The organism is Mesorhizobium sp. M4A.F.Ca.ET.022.05.2.1 (assembly GCF_003998845.1).
In the GTDB taxonomy this organism is placed as follows: Bacteria; Pseudomonadota; Alphaproteobacteria; order Rhizobiales; family Rhizobiaceae; genus Mesorhizobium.
On record NZ_RZOJ01000039.1, the window covers coordinates 1 to 21,897 of the forward strand.

Consider the following 21,897-nt stretch of genomic DNA (forward strand, 5'->3'; position numbering starts at 1 on the left):
TACCGATATCACCCAGCGCAAGGAGGCCGAAGCGCGGCTCATCGTCTCGGCGGCGATGCTGGCCGACGAAAAGGAACGGCTGAGGGTGACGCTGCAGTCGATCGGCGACGCCGTCATCTGCACGGATGCCGCCAACCGCGTCACCTTCATGAATCCCATCGCCGAAAAGCTGACCGGCGTCGCGGCGGGCGACGGTCTCGGCAAGACGCTCGGTCATGTCTACTGGGCCGTCGACGAGGAAACGGGACAGCGGATCGGCGTGGCGCGACCCCCGGCCGGCAGCCCTGGCCCGGCGGACCACAACAGCCGCGCGGTGCTGATCCGGCGCGACGACACTCGCTGCAGCATCCGGCAGGTCGTGTCGCCGATCATCAACGAGCGAGCCGAGTTCTGCGGGCTGGTCATCGTGTTCCAGGATTTCACCGATGCGCGCGCCCTGCAGCGCCAACTCGCCCATGCTGCCGCGCATGACGCACTCACCGGCCTTGCCAACCGGTCGAGTTTCATCCACGCCATGGAGGACCTTGCCGATCAAAGCGGCAAGACCGGGGCGACGGCGTCCGCCGGAGACGGCGAGCATCAGTTCATGTTCATCGACCTCGACCATTTCAAGCAGGTCAACGACACGGGCGGCCACGCCGCCGGCGATGCCCTGCTGAAGCAAGTCGCCAATGCCATCCGTGGCGTGCTCGGCCCGGGAGACCTTGTCGCCCGCCTCGGCGGCGACGAATTCGCGGTCATCCTGAAATCGGGCTCCGCGGCTGGCGCCAGAATCGCGGCGTGTTCCATCATCGACGCGATCCGCGGCCTGAATTTCACCTGGGACGGCCGGGCGCATTCGATCGGCGCCAGCATCGGGCTGGCCCCGATCCGCGCCGGCTGCGGCGAGGTTGACGAGATCATCGCACGGGCCGACGCGGCCTGCTATGCGGCCAAGGCGGCCGGACGAGGCTGTGTTTCCACGGCGCCGGACGAGGACGCCGAAGGCGAACAGGCGCAAGCGGCCAAGCCGCTGGCGGCGGCGTCCTGAAAGCCGGGATCAGCGCGTCGGAACCGGATGCTCGCCGCGGTAGTCGTAGAAGCCGCGGCCGGTCTTGCGGCCGAGCCAGCCGGCCTCGACATATTTCACCAGCAGTGGGCAAGGGCGGTATTTCGAATCCGACAGGCCCTCATGCAGCACCTGCATGATCGACAGGCACGTATCCAGGCCGATGAAGTCCGCCAGCTGCAGCGGTCCCATCGGGTGGTTGGCGCCGAGCTTCATGGCGGTGTCGATCGCATCGACCGTGCCGACGCCCTCATAGAGCGTGTAGATTGCCTCGTTGATCATCGGCAACAGGATGCGATTGACGATGAAGGCGGGGAAATCCTCGGAGACGGTGATCGTCTTGTCGAGGTGCCTCACATAGGTCTTGGCGGCCTCGAAGGTTTGGTCCTCGGTGGCGATGCCGCGCACCAGCTCGACCAGCTTCATCACCGGAACCGGGTTCATGAAATGTATGCCGATGAACCGCTCTGGCCGATCGGTCTGCGCCGCAAGCCGTGTGATCGAGATCGACGAGGTGTTGGTTGCCAGGATCGCCTCGGGGTTTAGCTGCGGGCAGAGCTGGGCATAAATCTTGCGCTTGACCGTCTCGTCCTCGGTGGCCGCCTCGATCACCAGATCGGCGCCGGCGAGATCGGCCATCGCGGACGCAGCCGAAATGCGTCCCATCGCCTCGTTGCGGGCCTTCTCCTCCAGTTTGCCGGAGCCCACCTGGCGCGCCATGTTGCCGCTGATCGTGGCGATGCCCTTCTCGATGCGCTCGGGCGAAATGTCGTATATGAGCACCTTGTAGCCGGAAAGCGCAGAGACATGGGCGATGCCGCCGCCCATCTGGCCCGCGCCCACGATGCCGATCGTCTCGATCTTGCTCATTACACCGATCCCGTCGAAAAGGCCTTGGTGGCCGCTTTTTGTGCGGTGCAAACTAAAAGGGCGGGGCGACTTCGTCTACCCCGCCCTTCACAATTTAATACGCTTCGGCAGAGAGCGTCAAAGCGCCTTTTGCAGTTCCGGCAGGATGACGAAGAGATCGCCGACGAGGCCGTAGTCGGCGACCTGGAAGATCGGCGCCTCCTCGTCCTTGTTGATGGCGACGATGACTTTGGAATCCTTCATGCCGGCGAGGTGCTGGATGGCACCGGAAATACCGACGGCGATGTAGAGATCAGGGGCGACCACCTTGCCGGTCTGGCCGACCTGCCAGTCGTTCGGCGCATAGCCGGCATCGACCGCGGCGCGTGAAGCGCCGACGGCGGCGCCGAGCTTGTCGGCGACGGGCAGGATGACCTCCTGGAACTTCTCCGAGGAGCCGAGCGCGCGGCCGCCGGAAATGATGATCTTGGCCGAGGTCAGCTCCGGACGGTCGGTCTCGGAGAGCTTGTTCTCGACGAAGGAGGAGAGACCGGGATTAGCCGCGGCGCTAACCGTCTCGACGGCGGCCGAGCCGCCCTCGGGTGCTCCTTGGAAGGAAGCGGTGCGCACCGTGATCACCTTCTTGGCGTCGGTGGCCTGCACGGTCTGGATGGCGTTGCCGGCATAGATCGGACGCTTGAAGGTGTCGGGCGAGACCACCTCGATGATCTCGGACACCTGCGCGACGTCGAGCAGGGCAGCCACGCGCGGCGCGACGTTCTTGCCCGTCGAGGTGGCCGGAGCGATAATGGTATCGTAGGCGCCAGCCAGCGACACAACCAGTGCCGCGGTCGGCTCGGCGAGGCGCTCAGCAAGCTCGTCGGCCTCGGCGAGCAGCACCTTGTTCACGCCCTTCAGCTTCGAAGCGGCGTCCGCCGCGCCCTTGGCGCCCTTGCCGGCCACCAGCACATGCACGTCCGAACCGATCTGAAGCGCCGCCGACAGCGCCTTGGCGGTCTGGTCGGAAAGGGTTGCGTTGTCGTGTTCGGCGATGAGGAGAATAGCCATTTTCGTGTTCCTTTCCCGATCGCTTACAGCACGCCGGCTTCATTCTTGAGCTTCTCGACCAGCTCGGCGACGCTCTTGACCTTGACGCCCGCCTTGCGGCCGCCCGGCTCCTCGGTCTTGATCACCTTGAGGCGCGGCTTGACGTCGGCGCCGTAGTCGGCCGGGCTCTTCTCGTCGAGCGGCTTCTTCTTGGCCTTCATGATGTTGGGCAGCGAGGCGTAGCGCGGCTGGTTGAGGCGAAGGTCGGCGGTGACGATCGCCGGCATCTTCAGCTCCACCGTCTGCAGGCCGCCATCGACCTCGCGCGTCACCTTGGCATGATCGCCGGCGAGCTCCACCTTGGAGGCGAAGGTGCCCTGAGCCCAGCCCAGCAGTGCCGCCAGCATCTGGCCGGTCTGGTTGCTGTCATCGTCGATCGCCTGCTTGCCGAGGATGACAAGGCCGGGCTGCTCGGCCTCGACCACGCCCTTCAGCACCTTGGCGACGCCGAGCGGCTCGGTCTGCTCGTCGGTCTTGACCAGGATGGCGCGGTCGGCACCCATGGCGAGCGCGGTGCGCAGCGTTTCCTGCGCCTGCTGCGGGCCGATCGAGACGACGATGATCTCTTCCGCCTTGCCGGCTTCCTTCAGCCGGATCGCTTCCTCCACCGCGATCTCGTCGAACGGGTTCATTGCCATCTTGACGTTGGCGAGCTCGACCGCCGAACCGTCCGACTTGACCCGCACCTTAACATTGGCATCCACAACCCGCTTCACGGGCACAAGGATCTTCATTTTCCTGTCACCTCTTTCAAGATTTTGGGCGCGCTATAGCAGCGCGCGCCGGGTCAGAGTTGTCGAAAGCCGACATTCCAGACGGAATTCTGGACTTCATCCGCCGTTGCGGTGGCGTTTCCGTAGTGGCGGGAATCGGGCGCGTCAATATCCGCGACGCACTCAAATCGGTTCAGTCCTGGCTTGAAGCGGCTCCGCGACCCCACTGTGGCGCAGGCTGCGCCGGAGCTGGAGCGCTGGCGGCTGGTTCGGCCGGGACGCGCGCCTGCTCGACGTCTGGCGCAGGTTCGGGTTCCCCGTCCGCGCCGGCGAGCAGCGGCACCCCGCGGTTGCGCAGGACGAGCACCAGGACGGAGCCGGCGATGATGCCGCCGATGTGGCAGGCCCAGGAGACCTGGTCCTCGCCGCCGGCGGCGAACATGACGATCTGGAAGACGATCCACAGGATCAGCGGGATGAAGGCGGGGATGCGCAAGGGAATGCGGGCGAAGGCGAGCACCCAGACCTTCACCCTTGGGTAGAGGATCAGATAGGCGGCGACGACGCCGGCAATGGCGCCCGAGGCGCCGATCAGCGGCACCTGCGAATCCCAGGCCACCAACCCCTGGAAGAAGGCGCCGGCAATGGCGCAGGCGAGGTAGAAGATCAAATAGCGGATATGACCGAGGGCATCCTCGACATTGTCGCCGAACACCCACAGGAACAGCATGTTGCCGCCGAGGTGGAAAATGTCGGCGTGCAGGAAGGAATAGGTCAGGTAGCTCAGGCTCTCCGGGATGACGACGAATTCGGGCGAAAGCTCGACCTTGTCGTGGACGACGGAGGGGATGAAGCCGAGGCCGAGCACCGCCGCGTTGGTGAAATCCTCGCCGCCGAGCGTGGTGGCGAAATAGACGAGGACGTTGGCGACGATCAGGCCGATCGTCACATATTGCAGGTGGATGTGACGCAGTCTGTTGGTGTCGTATAGCGGGATGAACATGAGACCGTGGCCCTTCCGCTTCCACGTGGAGTCAGCGGTTCTTGCCGGGAACCCATAACACGTCGGCCTTTCCATTGTCATTGACCGCACGGGCGGCGACGAACAGAAAGTCGGAGACGCGGTTGATGTACTTGATCGCCTCGCGGTTGACCGGCTCGGCGGGGTCCTGCGCCAGCGCCACCATGATCCGCTCGGCCCGCCGCGCCACCGTGCGGGCAAGGTGAAGTGCGGCCGCCGCCGGCGTGCCGCCGTTCAGCACGAAGGATTTGAGCGGCTGCAGTTCCTTGTTGAGGAGGTCGATGTCCTTCTCGACGCGATCGGTCTGCGAGGCGACGATACGCAACGGCTCATAGCTGAGCGGCTTGCCGTCATCCGGCACGGCGAGATCGGCGCCGAGATCGAAAAGGTCGTTCTGGATGCGGGACAGCATGGCGTCGATCGAGGGATGGCCGTCAACGGTGTGGATGCGGGCCATGCCGATGCAGGCATTGGCCTCGTCGACCGTGCCGTAGGCGTCTATGCGCAGGTCGGATTTCAGCCGCCGCTCGCCGGTGCCGAGGCCGGTGGTGCCGTCGTCGCCGGTGCGGGTATAAATCTTGTTGAGCTTGACCACGCGCCGCCTCTCCGGTCACTTGCGGGTGAAATACACCGCCAGCATGATCAGCACCAAGGCGATGAACTGCAACAGCACGCGCGCCTGCATCAGCTTGTTGGAGGTCATGCTGGAGCCGCCGCGCAGCATGTTGATCAGACCACGGATCAGGACGAACACCACGGCGAGCATGACGAGGACGGCGAGGATATTGAAGACGGTTGCCATAGTCTTTTTCCAATCAGTTCCGTTCAGGCGCGTTTGGCGAGCAGGCGGTAGAGCAACGATGCCGGCAGGATGCGTTTGAGGATTACGCCGATCCTGGCCGGCACTGTTACCACATAGTGTGGGCGTGGGCGCCGCGACAGAAGCGCATGGCGCAACGCGGTGTGGACCACCTCCGGTCCGGGCTTCAGCCGCGAGGCGCTGCCGCCGGCTCGCAGCCGCGCCAGTTGCGCCTCGTAGTCAGCGCGGTGGACGGAATGCTCATGATCGATGTTCTTCAGGAACCAGAACAGCCCGTTCGAGGCGATCTTCGACGTCACCGGCCCCGGCTCGATCAGCGAGACATGGATGCCGCTGCCCTGAAGCTCCTGATGCTGGCACAGCATCAGCCCTTCCAGCGCGTGCTTGGAGGCCGAGTAGGCGCCGCGAAAGCGGACCGGCGTCAGCCCGAGGATGGAGGAACAGTGGACGAGCCGGCCATGGCCCTGGCGGCGCATCACCGGCACGATGCGGCGGGTGAGATCGTGCCAGCCGAAGAGATTGACCTCGAACTGCTCTTTGAGCGCCGAAACCGGCAGGTCCTCGACGGCCCCGGGCTGCGCATGGGCGCCGTTGTTGAACAGCGCGTCGAGCCGTCCGCCTGTGCGCTCCAGCACCGAGGCGACCAGCGCCTCGATCGAGGCGGGCTCGCGATAGTCGAGATAGAAGGTCTCGATGCCGTCGGCCTCGAGCGCCGCGATGTCGGCCGGCTTGCGCGCCGTCGCGAACACCCGCCAGCCTTCCGCCTTCAGCGCCCGGGCGCAATGGGCGCCAATCCCGGAAGAGGCACCGGTAACGATGATGGTGCGCGGCGCGTTCACGGCGGAGTTTGACCTAGGGTTGCCATTTGCCGCATTCCCTTCCCATATTCGCGGCGTCGAGACAATCGAAGGGAACACGGTACGTGTTGCGGAAGATCGTCGCCCTGCGCCGCGTGCTCTATGACGCGATCGGTCACTTCAACACCGATGACGGCTGGGCGATGGCCAGCCATCTGGCGATCACCTCGCTGATGGCGCTGTTCCCGTTCCTGATCTTCGCGACGACGCTGGCGAGCTTCCTCGGCGCGCAGGCCTTCGCCGACACCGCCGTCCATCTGGTCTTCGACACCTGGCCGGAGCAGATCGCCAAGCCGATCGCGCGCGAGGTGCTGAACGTGCTCACCGTCAGGCGCACCGACCTGTTGACCTACGGCGTGCTGCTCGCCGCCTACTTCGCCTCGAACGGCATCGAGGCGCTACGCACCTCGCTCAACCGCGCCTATCGGGTGTCGGAAACGCGCGGCATCATCTATCGCCGCGTCCAGAGCATCATCTTCGTGCTGATCGCCACAGCCTGTTTCCTGGCGATCAGCGTGCTCCTGGTGTTCGCGCCGCTCTTGGCGCGGCTGGCGGAGGCCCATCTCGAATGGATCAGGCCCTATATGGGCACGATCACCCTATGGCGCTACATCATCGCCTCGACGGTCATCGTCATCGGCCTGTTCGCGGTGCACTTCTGGCTGCCGGCAGGCAAGCGCCGCTTGCTGTCGATCGTGCCGGGCATCATCTTCACGCTGGCGGCCTGGCTGGCCGGCTCGACCATCTTTGCCACCTATCTCGACCATTTCTCGTCCTATGTGACGACCTATGCCGGCCTCGCCTCGATTATGATCGCGGTCGTCTTCCTCTACATCGTGTCGGCGATCTTTATCCTTGGCGGCGAGCTCAATGCCGCAATCAGCCGCTATCTCGAGGCGCGCGCCCGCATCGGTTGAGACCGTCCGGGGCTGGCCGGCCGCGCGGTCGCCAGCCCGACGCCGAGCGTGGCGATCGCCATGCCGACGATCTGCAGGAGGTTGAGATGCTCGCCGAACAGCGCCCACGCGATGACCGCGGTGACCGCCGGAACGAGGTAGAACAGCGAGGCGACCTTCGACATCTCGCCGTCGCGGATCATCACCATCAGCAGGAAGATGGCGCCGATCGACAGTACCAGCACCAGCCAGGCCAAGGCGAAGATCAACTCGCCATTGATGGTGACGGTGCGCGTCTCGAAGGCGAGCGAGGCGAGCACCATCAGCGCGGCGCCGCCGACATATTGCCACATCGTCGCGGTCACCAGGTCGCCGCCGGAGGCGAAGCGTTTCTGCCAGACGGTGCCGGCGCTCATGGCCAGCACCGAGACCAACGAAGCGGTCAGCGTCGCAGCGGTGACGCCGCCGCCAACGGCTCCAAGCTTCGGCCACAGCACGATGACGACGCCGACCAACCCGACGGCGAGGCCGATCCAATGGCGTGGCAGGATCGCCTCGCCGAGGAACTTGCCGGCAAGCACCGCCGTGATCAGTGGCTGCAGGCCGACGATCAGCGCCGAGAAGCCGGCGGGCATCCCCCTGTGGATCGCCCAGAACACGGCGCCGAGATAGACGCCATGCATCAGCAGGCCGGCAACCGCGGCGTGGCAGGCCTCCGCGCGGGAGGCTTTCCTGGAGCCGAGCACGGTCGTGAGAACGGCGAGCAGGATGGCGGCCAGGACGAAGCGCGCGGCCAGGAAGGTGAAAGGCTCTGCCCAGGGCATGGCATAGCGCGCGCCAATGAAGCCGGTCGCCCACAGGACGACGAAAGAGGCGGGGATGAACCGCTTGATGCTGTGCATGTCCGGGGGGCCTGTCGCTTGGGTGAAGAGGTAACTAGCGCGATTGCTCTAATGCCGTTCAATCCGGCAATCAAAACGAAACGATTGATCCATAAGCTCACTCGAATTCAACACAGGGCGCCACGACAGCCGATAGCTGCCGTTGGATCAGGGGCATGGCGTTCAGCGCGCCATGGGCAGGCATGCTTTTGCATCTCGACACAAGCTGGCTGCTGATGACGGTTGCGACCGTCGCGGTCTTCGGCTTCTTCTTCGGCACCGCGCTCGACGCCATCATGCAGGAGGACGGTTTCGGCTCGACCGGCAACACGCTCCTGTTCACGCTTGGCTTCTTCGTCGCGATCATGGTCGCCAACGAGCACGGCATCAGCCTCAGGGACCTCAAGCTGGCGGTTGCCTGCGGCCTGGGCGGCGCCTTTACCTTCATCAGCGGCATGGCGCTGATCAAGGCAGGCCTGGCGCGCTGGTGATGGGTACGCCGATATTCAGGTGAGGCCGGCCTGCGAATGGCGGTTTCCTGCGCTTCCGGTGCTCACGTACTTGAAGTACGCTCCGCTCCGATTCTCGGAACCCGCCATTCTCGACTCGGCCTGACCTGAATCTCAGCATACCCAGTTCGAGGAATCCTAAAGGCCGACCAGCCGCCGGACATCGTCCGGCGAGGCGCCGGCCTGCCTGAGCGCGGCGAGGCCGGTATCGCCGAGGCTCTTCGACAGCTTGCGGCCGTCCGGGCCGAGGATCAACGGGTGGTGGAAATAGGCCGGCTGCGGCAGGCCGAGCAGGTCCTGCAGAAGGCGCTGAACGCCGGTCGCCAGGAACAGGTCCTTGCCGCGCACGACATGGCTGATGCCTTGCAGCGCGTCGTCGACGACCACGGCGAGGTGATAGCTCGTCGGGATGTCGCGCCTTGCCACGATCACGTCGCCCCAGTCCTGCGGCCGCGCCTCGATGCGCCGCGTGCCGCCGAGTGTGTCGTCACGGAATTCGGTCCATGACAGGTCGGCGGAAACGCGCGCCATCGCCTTTTCGATATCCAGCCGCCAGGCGAAGGGCAGGTTCTCGGCGATCCGTCGCTTCCGTTCCCTGATCGGCAAGGCCTTGTCCATGGCGGGATAGAGCGGCACGCCGTCGGGATCGCGCGGCCAGTCGCGACCGCGTTTCTCGCTGCCGGCGATATGGGCCCGGATCTCGCCACGGCTCATAAAGGCGGGATAGATGAGCTCTTCCCCAATCAGCCGGTCGAGCACTGCCTGGTATTCGGCGAAATGCTCGGACTGGCGGCGCACCGGTTGTTCCCAGGCCAGCTCCAGCCATTCCAGGTCGCGATAGATGCCGGCTTCGAATTCCGGCGTGCAGCGCGTGGTGTCGATGTCCTCGATACGCAGCAGCAGGCGGCCGCCCGCCGCCGATGCCAGTTTCTGGTTGAGCAGCGCCGAATAGGCATGGCCGAAATGCAGGTCGCCATTCGGGCTCGGCGCGAAGCGGAATGTCAGCAGCGTCATCTCTTTGGCGGCAATCGGGTTGTGCGGCGCTTTCGCCGGTTGCTACTTTGCATTGGCCATCAATTGCCATTTCGTACGCGTCCTGGGAACAAGCAAACATGCAGCGCATCGCCAGTGTCGACGACATCGCGCGGGGCCTCGACGCGCTCTGCCGCATCGACCCGCGGCTGGAGACGGTGCGCGGCATGGCGGGCGATGTGCCGCTCAGGCTCTCCGAGCCGGGCTTCAGGAGCCTGGCCTCGATCATCGTCTCGCAGCAGGTGTCGCGCGCAAGCGCCGATGCGATCTTCGGCCGGCTGACCAGGCTGCTCGACCCGCTGACGCCGGAAGCGGTGCTGGCCGCCGGCGAGGACATTTTTCGCGAGGCCGGGCTGTCGCGGCCGAAGCAGCGCGGCCTGCTCGCCGTCGCCGGCGCCGTGGTCGAGGGGCTCGACCTGCACCATCTCTGCCGGCTCGATGCCGATGAGGCGATCGCGGCGATGACAGCGGTGCCGGGCATCGGTCCGTGGACGGCGCAATGCTACCTGCTGTTCGCCGCCGGCCATCCCGACGTCTTCCCGGCGCGGGACGTCGCGCTGCAGAGCGCGGTCGGCCATGCGCTGGGCATCGACCCGCGTCCGCCTGAGAAAACGCTTATCCGCCTCGCCGAATCATGGAGCCCGTGGCGAGGTGTCGCGTCGCGGCTTTTCTGGGCCTATTATCGTGAAACGCGGGGAAGGGACGCCGCGCCACCGGCGTAAATCCGTAAAAAAGCCCTAAAATCATGCGTTTTTGACATTTCGGGCGCGCGACAATCCGCTTCACATCCCTGTCATGTCGGGCTTACAGTATCCGCGCCGATCGGTTACGGCGCCGTGCATCCGGTTGGATGCTCAAAAGACGCCGTAAGACTTTTGAAGTTGCGCATGATCCTTTCCGAAAATCGTTCGATTTTCGGGGTCATGCGCGGAGCCAAGGAGGTCAACGACGTGACGGTTGCCGTATCTCCGGATGGGCTTCCAGCACTGGTGCTGAACGCGGACTACCGTCCGCTCAGCTATTACCCGCTGTCGCTCTGGTCATGGCAGGATGCCATCAAGGCGGTGTTCCTCGAGAGGGTCAACATCGTCGCCGAGTACGAGCATGCCGTATCGTCGCCGACCTTCTCGATGAAGCTGCCCAGCGTCGTCAGCCTGAAGGCCTATGTGAAGCCGTCAAGGCATCCGGCCTTCACCCGCTTCAACGTCTTCCTGCGCGACCGCTTCCAATGCCAGTATTGCGGCACGCCTGACGACCTGACCTTCGACCATGTCATCCCGCGCCATCGCGGCGGCGCGACGACCTGGGAGAACGTGGTCGCCGCCTGCTCACCCTGCAACCTCAGGAAGGGCGGCATGATGCCGGCGCACGCCAAGATGTGGCCGCTGCAAAAGCCCTATCAGCCGACGGTGCACGACCTGCACAACAACGGCCGCCTGTTCCCGCCCAACCATCTGCATGAAAGCTGGATGGATTATCTGTACTGGGACGTCGAACTGGAACCGTAGAGTTCGGCAGAAATCCGCGAGCCCGGCCGTCTTCCGCAGCTTTCTGCGCTTCCGGTGCTCACGTACTTAGGTACGCTCAGTCCCGGTTCTCGAAAGCCGCGCCAGCCAATCCGGGCTGGCGAATTTCTGGACGAACTCTGCGTCGCCAGATCACGCGGTCAGTCGCGCGAAAGGGCGCTGCGGAAGGCGACGGCGGCGAGGATGAAGCTGGCGATGGCGTTCCAGCCGGCCAGCGACAGGCCGAGGATGCGCAGCGCCGCCTTGTCGCAGGAGGGCGGCACGAACTTGTCGAGCGCGTCGAGCACGCCCTTGCCGCCGGTGTCGACCGGGCCGGCGCCGGCGGTGCAGTCGGCCGGGCCCGGCCACCAAGCCCATTCGACGCCGGAGTGGTAGACGCCGAGATAGAGGCCGTAGAGCATCAAGAGGCCGCCGACGGCGAGCAGGCCTCGCGTTAGCCAGGCCGGCGCCTTGAGCAGCGAGGCGATCGCCGCCAACAGCATCAGTGGCGCGCCGACGTAATAGGGCGTGCGCTGCTCCAGGCAGAGGTGACAGGGGATGTAGCCGCCAATGTACTGGAAGGCGAGCGCCGAGCCGACGGTGGCGGCCATGGCGACGGCGAGGAACAGGGCGGCGCGCGTCCGCTGGCGTCCGGTGTCGGCATTCATGGTCGCTGTCATCGAAGGTGGTTCGTTTGCGTGGTCGCTATGCGTGGGCGTATCTGACGAGGATATAGAGCAAAATAAGGGCAGCGGCGCCGGCGCCGACGATCATGCCGAGGCGCTTCTCGATGAACTCCTTGATCGATTCACCATAGCGGCGCAGCAGCCAGGCCAGCAGCAGGAAACGAGCGCCGCGCGCCACGATGGCAAGGCCGATGAAGAGCAGCAGATTGACGCCGATGACGCCCGACAGGATCGTCACCACCTTGATCGGCGGCAAATGAGCGGCGCCCGAGGTGATCAGCATCAGGATGATGAAGCCGATGCCGGACGACGTGCGCAGCGCTTCGAACTCGTCGTATTTGCCATAGAATTCGAGGATCGGCTTGGCCACCGCCTCATAGGCGTAGTGGCCGATGAACCAGCCGAAGACGCCGCCGAGCACCGAAGCGGCGGTGGCGATCAGCGCGTAGCGGTAGGCGCGCTCCGGCTTCGACAGCGCCATCGGCAGATAGAGCACGTCCGCCGGCACCAGGAACACGGAACTCTCGACGAAGGCGATGAAGGCCAGCCACCATTCGGCGGATTTGCGCGCTGCCAGCGAGAGCGTCCAGTCGTAAAGTCCGCGAAGCATCGGCTCTCCTGTGATTGCGCCGCCTTCACTGCACTGTCCACGCATGTCGTTTTGCGCGACATGCAGCGACGCGCCGCTTGTCTAGAAAGATTTTCCGCGCCGCACAATGGCAGCACCTTCACGAAACCGAAAGGTGAAGATTGGTCGCGGGCGTAATGCGGATCGGGAAACTCGCCAGTTGACGAACAGGCCCGCAACCGTATAGTCCGCGCCCATCCAGGCCGCCCGGCCTGAGCCCCTATGGCGGAATTGGTAGACGCGCTCGACTCAAAATCGAGTTCCGCAAGGAGTGCTGGTTCGATCCCGGCTAGGGGCACCACTTTCAATAATCAGGCAGCGGGCCTTCTGGAAACGTCCGCCGTACCGATCCGGTGATGGAGGCACGATGATGAATCGTGCGGTCAGCAAGGCCTATCGCTCGGTGAAAGCACGCGCGAAGGAATCGAGCATCGGCCGTGCGAGATACTCGAAGAAGGTGCGATTGCCGGTGTTGATGAACGCCTCGACCGGCGTTCCCGGGTAAAGCTGGTCGGCTTTCACGCCGGGCGGCAGGGCGTCGGCAATCTTAAGCCTGGCGCGGAAATAGGGTTCGCGCGTGGTCTGGTCGATCAGGCGGTCGGCGGAGATCTCGCTCACCGTCGCCGACACCTCCGGCGTCAGGCGCATGTTGAGCGCCGACAGCCTGAGCTTCGCCGGCTGGCCGACGCTCACCTGGTCGATGTCCTTCGGCCTGAGCTTGGCATCGACGTTCAGGCCCGATGCCGTCGGCAGGATCTCCATGATCTTTTCGCCCGGCGCGATCACGCTGCCCGTGGAATTATAGGTCGACGACACCACGATGCCGGCGGCCGGCGCCTTGATCGTGGTGCGCCGAAGCACCGCTTCGGCCGCTCTGATGCGCTCCTCGATGTCGGCGAGGTTGGTGCGGACCTCGTCGAGCCTGGTCAGCGCTTCTTCCACGCGCTGCGTGGTCAGCCGCTCGACCTGCACCTGCGCCTCGACGATCTGGGAGTTGGCCGCGGCGAGGTTTGCCTCCAACGCGCCGGCCTGGCCGACGAGATCGGCCTCAGAGCGCAGAAGCTGCGAGTATTCGGTGCGGTTGGTGAGGCCCTTGTCCAGCAGGCTGGTCTTGATGCCGAGCTCCTTCTTCACGACATCGGCCTGTTGCTCGATGGCGAGTTTCTGGGCGTTCAGGCCCACGACCGACTCGCGGTGCATAGCGACCCGCTGCGCCATGATCGATTGTTCGGAGTGGAAGCGCGCGAGCCTGGCGTCGAATTCCTTCTGCTGTTCCCGGACAAGATTTTCGAAATCCTGCTGGAACGGCGCCGGCGCTGCCTCGGTGATCGGCGCAAGCCTGTCCAGTCCGTCGCGCTCGGCTTCGAGGCGCGCCGCGCTTGCCTTGAGCGCGATCGACTGCCTGGTCAGCCGGTTGAGGTCAGCTTGCGCCGCCGTCCGGTCGAGGAGGATGAGGTCCTGGCCCTGCCGCACGCGGTCGCCCTCACGGACGAGCAGTTGCTGGATGATGCCGCCCTCGGGCTGCTGGATCAGGATGTTGCCGCCAGTGGCCGATATCGTGCCTTGCGTGATCACCGCGCCGGACAGCGGCGCGCTCATCGCCCAGTAGCCGAAGCAGCCCGCGAAGATTGCGATTGCCCCATACCCGGCCAGCGCCACACGGCGGAAGTCGGTGCGCGGATGGCCGTCGAAGGTAAGGCTCTCGGCTGTCATCGACTTACGATCCGAAGCGGGTGCCGTGTGCGCGCATCGTCTGCGCGAACGAGCCCGTCACCACGGTGCCCTGCTGTGCAGGCAGACCCTTGGCCACCGACGACTGGCGCAACACCTCGCCGCTCGGACCGAAGGCTTCGATCACGCCGCCGCGCAAAAGCATCACGCGGTCGCAGGCCGCGGCGATCGATGGGCGATGCGTGATCACGATCGTCGTGACGCCGGCGGCTTTCGCTGCCGAAAGCACCGCTTCGAGCGCCATCTCGCCGCTGCCGTCGAGATGGGTGCTGGGCTCGTCCAGCACGAGGATCCGCGGATTGCCGTAGAAGGCGCGCGCCAGCCCGATCCGCTGTCGCTCGCCGCCCGACAGCGTCCTATCCGACGGACCGACCATGGTCTGGTAGCCATCGCGCAGCGCCAGAATCAGATCATGCGCCTCGGCGCGCCTTGCCGCCTCGATGATCGCGGCGTCGTCCGCTTCAGGGTCGAAGCGGGCGACGTTGTCCGCGATCGGTCCAGGAAAGAGCTCCACCTCCTGCGCGAGATAGCCGATATGCCTGCCAAGCTGGTTTTCGTCCCAGGTCTTGACGTCGGCCCCGTCGATCCGCACCAGGCCGCCGGTCGGTCGAGCCGCGCCGACAAGCAATCGAGCGAGCGTCGATTTGCCGGCGCCGCTCGGGCCGACGATCGCCACCGCTTCGCCCGCGGCGATCGCGAAATTCAGCCGCTTGAGGATGGGCTCCGTGCCGAACGGAGCGTTCGGCGCGATGAAGAAAAGATCCTGCACGGAAATCGCGCCGGAAGGATCCGGCAGGGACAGCTTCCGCGCTTTCGCCGGATGTGCCGCAAGCGCGATCTCCAGCCGCTTCCACGCCCGCCTGGCGTCGACGATCTGCCGCCAGGATCCGATCAGCTGGTCGAGCGGCTGCAGCGCACGCGACGAGACCAGCGAGGAGGCGAAGATCATGCCGGCCGTCATCTGCCCTTCGAGCACCAGCCATGCGCCGGCGCCGAGTATCGCGAGCTGCAGCATCATGCGCAGCGCCCGTGAGGCGCCGCTGAAGATCGCGTTGGCGCTCGCCGAGCGGTCATGCAGGACAAGCGCGTCAGCCACATGCCGTCCCCAGACCCGTGCGGCGTTCTCGACCATGCCCATGGCGCGCAGCGTGTCGGCATTGCGGGCGAAGGCTTGTTCCGCTTGGGCGGCGACGGCCGAACGCCCCGCCGACAAGGCATCGTCCCTGCCGATGGCAAGCTGGTTGGCCACCACCAGGAGAAGCAACAGCACGGCGCCGGCGAGTGTCAGCCAGAACAGGACGGGATGGATGAGATAGAGCAGAGCGAGGAAGACGGGAGTGAAGGGCAGGTCGAACAGCACTGCCACGCCGCGCGACCTGATGAAGGCGCAGACCGAGGCAAGGTCGCGCAGCGGCGACAAGCCGCCAGCATATCTGGCGCCTAGCGCGGCGGCGAATGTCGTCGCCCCCAGCCTGCCATCGACCGTCGCCGCGACGCGCTGCGCGTAGATGGCCCGCACCGCGTCGAGGAAGCCGAGAAAGGCGAGCGCGATCACCGCGATCGCCGAAAGGTAGAGCAGCGTCTCGACGCTCGAGGACGGCAGGACGCGGTCATAGACCTGCAGCAGGTAGAGCGGGATCACTAGCAGCAGGATGTTGATCAGTAACGAGAAGATGCCGACATCGGCGATGGCGCGCCTGAACACCGGTCGCAGGCTTGACTGCCTGGTCGTGCCCGCATTCGCGCGAGGAGCATGGTCCTGAGACATGCGCACGGACGCCTAGACCGCGTGCTCGCCCGTGACGTTCAAATGGCTCTGCTGCAAATCGTCCAGCGTGTAGGCGTGGATATAGTCGATCTTCATCTGAGCCGGCGTGGCGAGATGGTCCGGCGGCGCGCCGGCCTGACCGCCGATCGCGAGATCAACCAGCATGTACATGGGCTTGTTCATGTCGGACGGCGTTGCCGCCTCCGCGACCTGCACGCCGTCATAGGTCCAGACCAGCTTGTCCGGCGTCCACAGCAGGCCGTAGGTGTGAAAGCCGTCGGTGTCGGAGACATTCACCGTCGATCCGACCTTGGTGTGGGTTCCCGTCTCATTCGTGTGCGCGGTCATCAGAAGCGAGTTCGGACTTTGGCCATACATTTCCACGACGTCCAATTCCGGCGGCCACGAGCCGTCTTCCGGCAGCAGCCAGAAGGCCGGCCAGGCGCCGGTGTTTTCCGGCAGGTCGGCCCTCATTTCGAAATAGCCATTGGTCTGGGCGAAGGTGTCGTGCGTGGTCAGGATGCCGGAGGTGTATTCATAGTTGTTGATAAGCGGCTTGATGTCGGCCGACGCCTGGGCCGCGGTGATGGTCAGCACGCCGTCGTCGACGCTGAATGGGTGGACCGAACTCGTCGGCGCGTAATTGGCGTCGATGTACCATTGTAGCTCGTTGTTCTGGGTGAGCGTGCTGCCGTTCGGCGCCCCCCACCAGAAGTTGGTGTCCCAGGTGCCGCCCTGGCTATTGTGAAGGCTGAGCGTGTTGAAATCGTCATTGAAGGACAGCGTCATTCCGGACTTGTCGATCGGCAGCTCGAACTGGCCGGCCGACAGCTTGTCGGCAGTGGTGTTGTTGAACACCAGCACCTCGTTCGATCCGAGATTCAGCAGAAGGTTCGCTCCGGCCTGGATCAGCTGCGCCTTGACGTCGTCGAACGACATGAAGTCGTAGCCGTTGAGACGGATGGTGTCGTCGGCGCCGAAATCGGTGATCAGGTCGCTTCCGTGGCCCTTGGTGATGATGAACGTGTCGGCGCCGCCACCGCCGATCAGTACGTCGTTGCCCAGGCCGCCGTCAAACGTCTGGCTGCCGGTACCGCCCTTGATTATGTTGTCGACCGAATTGCCGAACGCGTAACGATTGGCGCCGGTGACAACGAGGTTCTCGAAATTGTTGGGGAGCTTGTAGCTCATCCAGGTGTCGATCGTGTCGATGCCTTCGCCGGGCAGCTCGACGGCCCGGTTGATCGTCGAATAGAGATGGTAATAGTCGTCGCCCGCGCCGCCATACATGGTGACGTTGACGCTGGTGTTGCCCCAGAAAGAATCGTTGCCGGATGTGCCGCGCAGTTCCGGCCCGGCCCCGGTTGCAGAGAACCAGTGGGTGGAAGCGCCGGTGTAGGGAAGGGGAATGCCTTTTGCGTTGACGACACTGGTCATCGGACGATCCTTCCTCGGAATGCCGGCCTGTTGGAGCCGCTCGATAGGAGTTCAAGCGACCGCTTGCGGACCAACGTTGTAGTGCAAATCATCGTTCCAAGGAATCACCATATAGTACAGGGAAAAAGGTATTTTCCTCGATTAATTCTTATGAGTGAATAGAATGAGGAATCTCTAATACAATTAAAGCGCGAAGCCGGACCAATTTTACTCAATATTGCTGGAATTCTGCCAAATGTTTAGGCAAATCGCTGTGGCAGGATGCATTTTGATTTGAGGCGCTCGCCTCGTCCTGGCGAGGCAGGCCTAGCGCATGTTCCCGGTATGCCCCTGCGAGTATCGTCCGGGCAGCGGCCACACCGTCAGCCCATGAGGCTCAAGGCCGACGGGAATCCTGATGACGGCGCCGGACGTGGTGTCGAACATGTAGACTTCGCTGTCGAAGCGGCCGGACAGCCAGAGCTGCTTCCCATCGGCGCTGATGTTGCCCATATCGGGGCTGCCGCCGCCCGGGACGGGCCACTGGGCGATGACCGAGCGGGTGGCGAAGTCGATCACCGTGACGCTGCCTGGCCCCTTGGCGCGACCCTGCTCCATCTTGTGCGAGCCGCGGTTCGAGACATAGAGCCGCCTGCCGTCGCGGCTGACGACGAAGCCATGCGCGCCGATGCCGGTGGGGACGAAGCCGATTTCGGCAAAACTGTCGCCGTCGATCAGGAAGACGCCGTCATTCATCATGTCGGCGACGTAAAAGACCTTGCCGTCGGGCGAGAGCCGTATGTCCTGCGGCATGCCCATCTTCGAGAGGTCGAGATGGCCAAGCACCTTCTGGTTCTTCAGGTCGACCTTGAGCAGCCCACCATCGCCGTATTCGCAGGTGAAGATCGCGTAGGAGCCGTCGACGGAGAAATCGGCGTGGTTGATGCCGGCGCAATCGGGCGTCAGGATGACTGACTTCAGCGCCATGGTCGCGGGGTCGCGCAGGTCGAGCTGGCGCAAGGCTTCGTCGACGATGATGGCCGAGCTGCCGTCGGGCATGAAGTACATGTTGTAGGGGTCGTCGACCGGGACCTGCCGGCTGGGCTTGCCGGTCTTCGGGTCGACCTCGGTCAGGCTGCCGTTCTTGCCCGTTCCGTTGTTGGCGACCCACAGCGTCTTGAGGTCCCAGGAGGGGACGACGTGCTGCGGCTTGCTGCCGACGCTGAACCTGTCGACCTCCTTCAGGGTCGCGGTGTCGATCACCGAGACGCTGTTCGACGACCGGTTGGGCACATAGACACGCGGCAGTGTGCCGGCCGTGGCCGGGCTGAGATGGCCGGCGGTCGTATGGCTGTAGACGTTGACGGACGGCGCGCCGCAATCCTCGGGACAAGAGCCGGCCAGGGTCCGGGCCGGCAGCAGGGCAAGCAGGAGAGCCGGCGCGAGGCCGGCATGACGCAGGATGGTCCTGATCAACTGGATTGCCTTGCGATGAATGCCGACCGGATTCGGCTGCCGAAAGCCATGCGCTCGCCGTTCCTCTAGCGTCGTTTCAGCAGGCTGCGCATGCGGTTGCGCAGGATGCGGGCCATGTTGCGGGTCTCGCGGTAGAGATGCAGCTGCGAGGCCGCCTGGCGGGCGAGGCGGTCGGCGTCGGGCGACAGCCCAAGCACCAGCGTGCCCATCGGTTTGCGCTCCGTCCACAGCCGGCTCATCACCGGATGGTCGGGCACGGCGCAGGAATCGGTCACCACGATATTGGGATCTTCGAGGTTCTGCCTGGTCACCTCGATCATCAGCAGCGTGCCCGGCGAGTAGGCCGACAGCGTCTCGTCATAGGCGGTCTTCCAGGTGTACGCGACGCCGGCCTCGACGAAGACGATCAGGCAAGCGATGGTGCGGCCGTCGAGCGTCAGCGAGTGGATGCGGCAGAGGTCGTGCTCAGCCAGCCGGTGCACGGCCTCGCGGGCGAAGGCGGCGCGGTAGCGGTCGATCGCCATGGCGGTGCGCTCGCGGCCCTTCCAGCCGGCCGCCTCCAGCGTCAGGAAGGCCTCGATGGCGTGCCGGATATCTTCCGGTCCGCGCGCCACGATGTGCTCGAGCTGGCCAAGATCGGCCAGGCGGCGCTTCAGGCGACGGAATTCGCGGTAGTGGTGCGAGCGCAGCGACGCCTTGAGGTAGTCCTCGCCGTCGGCCTCGCTTTCGAGCATCGGGCGATCCATCTTGCCGGTGGTGACCATCGTCAGGCCGCGCGTGTCGGCGAAGGTGGTCAACAGGCTCGCCACCGGTCCGTCCAGCCGGATGTCGGGCAGCACGAAAACCTTCGGCATCTTGAGGTGCGGCCTGGACAGCATCGAGACGAAATCCTCGATGACGCCGACCGGATCGTCGCGGTCGACCAGCGGCGTGCCGAGCGGGCCGAACGGGCTCGACCAGGTGCGCATGACAGGGACGCCGAGCGGGATCGCCGGCCGCTCGACCGAGAACGGCACCAGCAGGCGCAGCCGGTTGCGGTATTCGTCGCCGTCGCGGATCACCGCCAGCTTGACCTCGCGGTCCTCGAGCCTCGGCATGGCCGGTGCCAGGAAGCGCGGGTTGAAGAAGACGTTGGGCTCGATGGTGCGGGTGCAGAGATAGTCGAGTTCCTCGACCAGGTCGAAGCCGGCGGAGGCCGGATAGATGGCAAGCTTGCGCTCCGGCCGGTTGTTGGCAAGGATCTCGATATGGGCGGGGTCGGCGTCGCGCGTCAGGCCGGCAAGGCCTTGCACCATGGCGCCGGCCGGGCCGCCGCTGGTTTCCTCAAGCAACGGGATGGCGGCCATCAGGCGTTCCCCTTCCTGGCGGTCGCGAAGATCAACATGACGATGCCGAGCTTGCGCCAGACGGTGAAGGTGAGCGCGCTGGCCTCGAAGACCATGGCGAGGCTGGTGGCGATCGCCGCGCCCCAGAGGTGGAAGAAGGGGATCAGCACGACGTTGAGGCCGATGTTGAAGGCGAGCGTCATGGCGTAGACGGCGGCGCAGATGTTCTGGTTGCCGCTCATGGTGAGCAGGCTCTCGCACGGGCCGACGGCGGCGCGCGCCACGACGCCAAAGACGAGCAGGAACAGCAGCGGGTAGCCGGCGGTGAATTCGGGGCCGAACAGAACCAGCATCGGCTGTCCCAGCGCCAGCACCAGCAGCGCCATCAGCAGCGAGGGCCAGAAGGTCCACGACACCGTCTCACGGGCGAAGGCGGCAAGCCGATCCGGCTCGCCATGGGTGAACTGGGCATAGCGCTGGGCGACGCCGGCCTTGACGGCGAAATAGACGAAATGCACCAGCGCCAGCGTCTTCACGGTAGCGAAATAGACGGCGACGTCAGCCGGATCGAGATAGGCGCCGACCATCAGCACGTCGGCGTTGGTCAGCAGGAAGAAGAAGCTCTCGACCAGGAAGATCGGCAGCGAGACCATGAACCATCGCGCGAAATGCACCTTCATCGGACCGGGCACGAGCTTGCGGTCGATGCGCGCGGTGACGCCCATGAACTGGCCGATCGTGGTGGCATAGCTGGCGGCGATCGAGGCGAAGATCGCGGTCCTGGCATCGGGCGCGTAGCCCGCCGCCAGCATCAGCGCCATGAACACCAGGATCAGCACCGGCCGCACCAGATAGGTCGGCGACAGCGCGGACAGCGCCCATGAATTCGCCCGCGCCAGCCCTTGCAGGAGATCGCCCAGCGCGATCATCGGCAGGCAGATGACGCCGAGGATGAAGGGCACGACATAGTAGTTCTCGATCCAGGGCGAGAACAGCCAGACGCCCAGCGCGCCGAGGCCGGCAATGGCCGTCGAGGCAACCAGCACGAACAGCCGGCTCGCCACGACGATGCCGCGCAGTTCGGCGAGCAGGCCGCGCTCGCGATATTCGGGGATGAAGCGGATGACGGAGGTGTGGAAGCCGAGGCAGGCGAGGTTGCCGACGATCACCATCGTCACCCAGACCAGCACGAAGATGCCGTATTCGAACGAGCCCATCCAGCGCGCCATCAGCACCTGGCTGACGAAGGCGATGACGGCGCTGATGATGCGGATGGCGAAGGCGATCAGCGACATGCGGCCGGCCTCGCCGCGCTCGTCGGCGGTGAACAGCACGGCATCGATGCGGCCAAGCAACGGGTTCACGCGCAGCGCCCAGCGCTGCGGCAATAACCGCCCGGCAGTCGTCGCCGCGGAAAAGCGCACCCCGATTATTCTCCGTTTTCCGCCTCTTTCCTGCGTTTCGATCTAGCGAAAACACATTAAGAAACGGTTGGGTGGGGAGCTTTCCTTCTCCCTATCACTATACGGGGCGAAGGCGCCGGCAGGCGAATGAGGGGCGGCGCAGCCCTTCTAAGCATCGCGCTGCCGCGAAGCGGATTGGTTTGCAGGAGCGGGCTGAGGAGATGGC

The 21,897-nt window shown here is 64.9% G+C and carries 22 protein-coding genes and 1 tRNA gene; 6 read left to right on the forward strand and 17 right to left on the reverse strand.

Translation table 11 applies throughout. The features are described from left to right. A partial coding sequence (locus tag EN745_RS07120) for a diguanylate cyclase (protein WP_127420861.1) occupies positions 1 to 1,030 on the forward strand: 1,030 nt, incomplete at its 5' end. 9 nt (positions 1,031 to 1,039) lie between these two features. Here the strand turns inward: EN745_RS07120 and EN745_RS07125 are convergent. The 7 genes from EN745_RS07125 to EN745_RS07155 all read right to left on the reverse strand — a co-directional run bounded on the left by EN745_RS07125 (position 1,040) and on the right by EN745_RS07155 (position 6,397). Next, positions 1,040 to 1,918, reverse strand: coding sequence for a 3-hydroxybutyryl-CoA dehydrogenase (locus tag EN745_RS07125; RefSeq protein ID WP_126058112.1), 879 nt, complete (start codon positions 1,916 to 1,918; stop codon positions 1,040 to 1,042). Between the two features lie 117 nt (positions 1,919 to 2,035). Continuing rightward, positions 2,036 to 2,965: an electron transfer flavoprotein subunit alpha/FixB family protein gene (locus tag EN745_RS07130; protein ID WP_126058113.1), complete on the reverse strand. Its 930-nt coding sequence runs from the start codon at positions 2,963 to 2,965 to the stop codon at positions 2,036 to 2,038. Between the two features lie 23 nt (positions 2,966 to 2,988). Beyond that, complete coding sequence (locus EN745_RS07135; RefSeq protein WP_126058114.1) at positions 2,989 to 3,738, reverse strand: electron transfer flavoprotein subunit beta/FixA family protein; 750 nt, start codon at positions 3,736 to 3,738, stop codon at positions 2,989 to 2,991. Positions 3,739 to 3,910: 172 nt separating this feature from the next. Next, the gene (locus tag EN745_RS07140) at positions 3,911 to 4,720 is read right to left on the reverse strand and encodes a rhomboid family intramembrane serine protease (protein WP_127420862.1); all 810 of its coding nucleotides are present in this window, start codon (positions 4,718 to 4,720) and stop codon (positions 3,911 to 3,913) included. A gap of 31 nt (positions 4,721 to 4,751) precedes the next feature. Continuing rightward, positions 4,752 to 5,333 carry a cob(I)yrinic acid a,c-diamide adenosyltransferase gene (locus EN745_RS07145; RefSeq protein WP_127420863.1) on the reverse strand — a complete coding sequence of 194 codons (582 nt, stop codon included), beginning with the start codon at positions 5,331 to 5,333 and terminating at the stop codon, positions 4,752 to 4,754. Between the two features lie 15 nt (positions 5,334 to 5,348). Then, a complete protein-coding gene (locus tag EN745_RS07150) occupies positions 5,349 to 5,540 on the reverse strand; it encodes a twin transmembrane helix small protein (RefSeq protein ID WP_126058117.1) in 192 nt (63 codons plus the stop codon). 23 nt (positions 5,541 to 5,563) lie between these two features. Further along, positions 5,564 to 6,397, reverse strand: coding sequence for an SDR family oxidoreductase (locus tag EN745_RS07155; protein WP_127420864.1), 834 nt, complete (start codon positions 6,395 to 6,397; stop codon positions 5,564 to 5,566). Positions 6,398 to 6,480: 83 nt separating this feature from the next. Here EN745_RS07155 and EN745_RS07160 point away from each other — a divergent pair, with 83 nt between their 5' ends. Beyond that, positions 6,481 to 7,332, forward strand: a complete 852-nt coding sequence (locus EN745_RS07160) for a YihY/virulence factor BrkB family protein (protein WP_126058119.1) — start codon at positions 6,481 to 6,483, stop codon at positions 7,330 to 7,332. Here EN745_RS07160 and EN745_RS07165 read toward each other — a convergent pair. Then, on the reverse strand, positions 7,302 to 8,213 hold the full coding sequence (locus EN745_RS07165; protein WP_126058120.1) for a DMT family transporter: 912 nt from the start codon (positions 8,211 to 8,213) through the stop codon (positions 7,302 to 7,304). The genes EN745_RS07160 and EN745_RS07165 overlap by 31 nt on opposite strands. Positions 8,214 to 8,368: 155 nt before the next feature. On the opposite strand from EN745_RS07165, the gene EN745_RS07170 reads away from it, so the two are divergent. Continuing rightward, positions 8,369 to 8,683, forward strand: coding sequence for a hypothetical protein (locus EN745_RS07170; protein ID WP_245455368.1), 315 nt, complete (start codon positions 8,369 to 8,371; stop codon positions 8,681 to 8,683). 156 nt (positions 8,684 to 8,839) lie between these two features. Here EN745_RS07170 and gluQRS read toward each other — a convergent pair whose 3' ends face one another. Continuing rightward, entirely contained in the window at positions 8,840 to 9,715 is an 876-nt protein-coding gene (gene gluQRS, locus EN745_RS07175) for a tRNA glutamyl-Q(34) synthetase GluQRS (protein WP_127420865.1), read from the reverse strand. Between the two features lie 98 nt (positions 9,716 to 9,813). On the opposite strand from gluQRS, the gene EN745_RS07180 reads away from it, so the two are divergent. Together EN745_RS07180 and EN745_RS07185 are read left to right on the forward strand one after the other, a co-directional pair. Further along, positions 9,814 to 10,455 carry a DNA-3-methyladenine glycosylase gene (locus tag EN745_RS07180; protein WP_127420866.1) on the forward strand — a complete coding sequence of 214 codons (642 nt, stop codon included), beginning with the start codon at positions 9,814 to 9,816 and terminating at the stop codon, positions 10,453 to 10,455. A gap of 228 nt (positions 10,456 to 10,683) precedes the next feature. Beyond that, on the forward strand, positions 10,684 to 11,241 hold the full coding sequence (locus EN745_RS07185) for an HNH endonuclease (RefSeq protein ID WP_023677956.1): 558 nt from the start codon (positions 10,684 to 10,686) through the stop codon (positions 11,239 to 11,241). Positions 11,242 to 11,399: 158 nt separating this feature from the next. Here EN745_RS07185 and EN745_RS07190 read toward each other — a convergent pair whose 3' ends face one another. After that, the gene (locus EN745_RS07190; protein WP_127420867.1) at positions 11,400 to 11,918 is read right to left on the reverse strand and encodes a disulfide bond formation protein B; all 519 of its coding nucleotides are present in this window, start codon (positions 11,916 to 11,918) and stop codon (positions 11,400 to 11,402) included. Between the two features lie 25 nt (positions 11,919 to 11,943). Further along, the gene (locus EN745_RS07195) at positions 11,944 to 12,534 is read right to left on the reverse strand and encodes a YqaA family protein (RefSeq protein WP_126058124.1); all 591 of its coding nucleotides are present in this window, start codon (positions 12,532 to 12,534) and stop codon (positions 11,944 to 11,946) included. A 234-nt stretch (positions 12,535 to 12,768) separates the two neighbouring features. Here EN745_RS07195 and EN745_RS07200 point away from each other — a divergent pair. Next, positions 12,769 to 12,853, forward strand: a tRNA-Leu gene (locus EN745_RS07200). A 92-nt stretch (positions 12,854 to 12,945) separates the two neighbouring features. Here EN745_RS07200 and EN745_RS07205 read toward each other — a convergent pair. The 6 genes from EN745_RS07205 to EN745_RS07230 form a co-directional block, all read right to left on the reverse strand. Further along, positions 12,946 to 14,265 (reverse strand): HlyD family type I secretion periplasmic adaptor subunit, encoded by a 1,320-nt coding sequence (locus EN745_RS07205; RefSeq protein ID WP_127420868.1) that lies wholly within the window; start codon positions 14,263 to 14,265, stop codon positions 12,946 to 12,948. A gap of 4 nt (positions 14,266 to 14,269) precedes the next feature. Next, complete coding sequence (locus EN745_RS07210; protein WP_127420869.1) at positions 14,270 to 16,051, reverse strand: type I secretion system permease/ATPase; 1,782 nt, start codon at positions 16,049 to 16,051, stop codon at positions 14,270 to 14,272. A 12-nt stretch (positions 16,052 to 16,063) separates the two neighbouring features. Then, on the reverse strand, positions 16,064 to 17,488 hold the full coding sequence (locus EN745_RS07215) for a family 16 glycosylhydrolase (protein ID WP_127420870.1): 1,425 nt from the start codon (positions 17,486 to 17,488) through the stop codon (positions 16,064 to 16,066). A gap of 306 nt (positions 17,489 to 17,794) precedes the next feature. Further along, entirely contained in the window at positions 17,795 to 18,943 is a 1,149-nt protein-coding gene (locus EN745_RS07220; protein ID WP_210213735.1) for a YncE family protein, read from the reverse strand. Between the two features lie 65 nt (positions 18,944 to 19,008). Next, a complete protein-coding gene (locus EN745_RS07225) occupies positions 19,009 to 20,289 on the reverse strand; it encodes a GNAT family N-acetyltransferase (RefSeq protein WP_127420871.1) in 1,281 nt (426 codons plus the stop codon). Then, entirely contained in the window at positions 20,289 to 21,692 is a 1,404-nt protein-coding gene (locus tag EN745_RS07230) for a lipopolysaccharide biosynthesis protein (RefSeq protein ID WP_127420872.1), read from the reverse strand. The genes EN745_RS07225 and EN745_RS07230 overlap by 1 nt, the downstream gene beginning before the upstream one ends. Positions 21,693 to 21,897 lie beyond the last annotated feature (205 nt).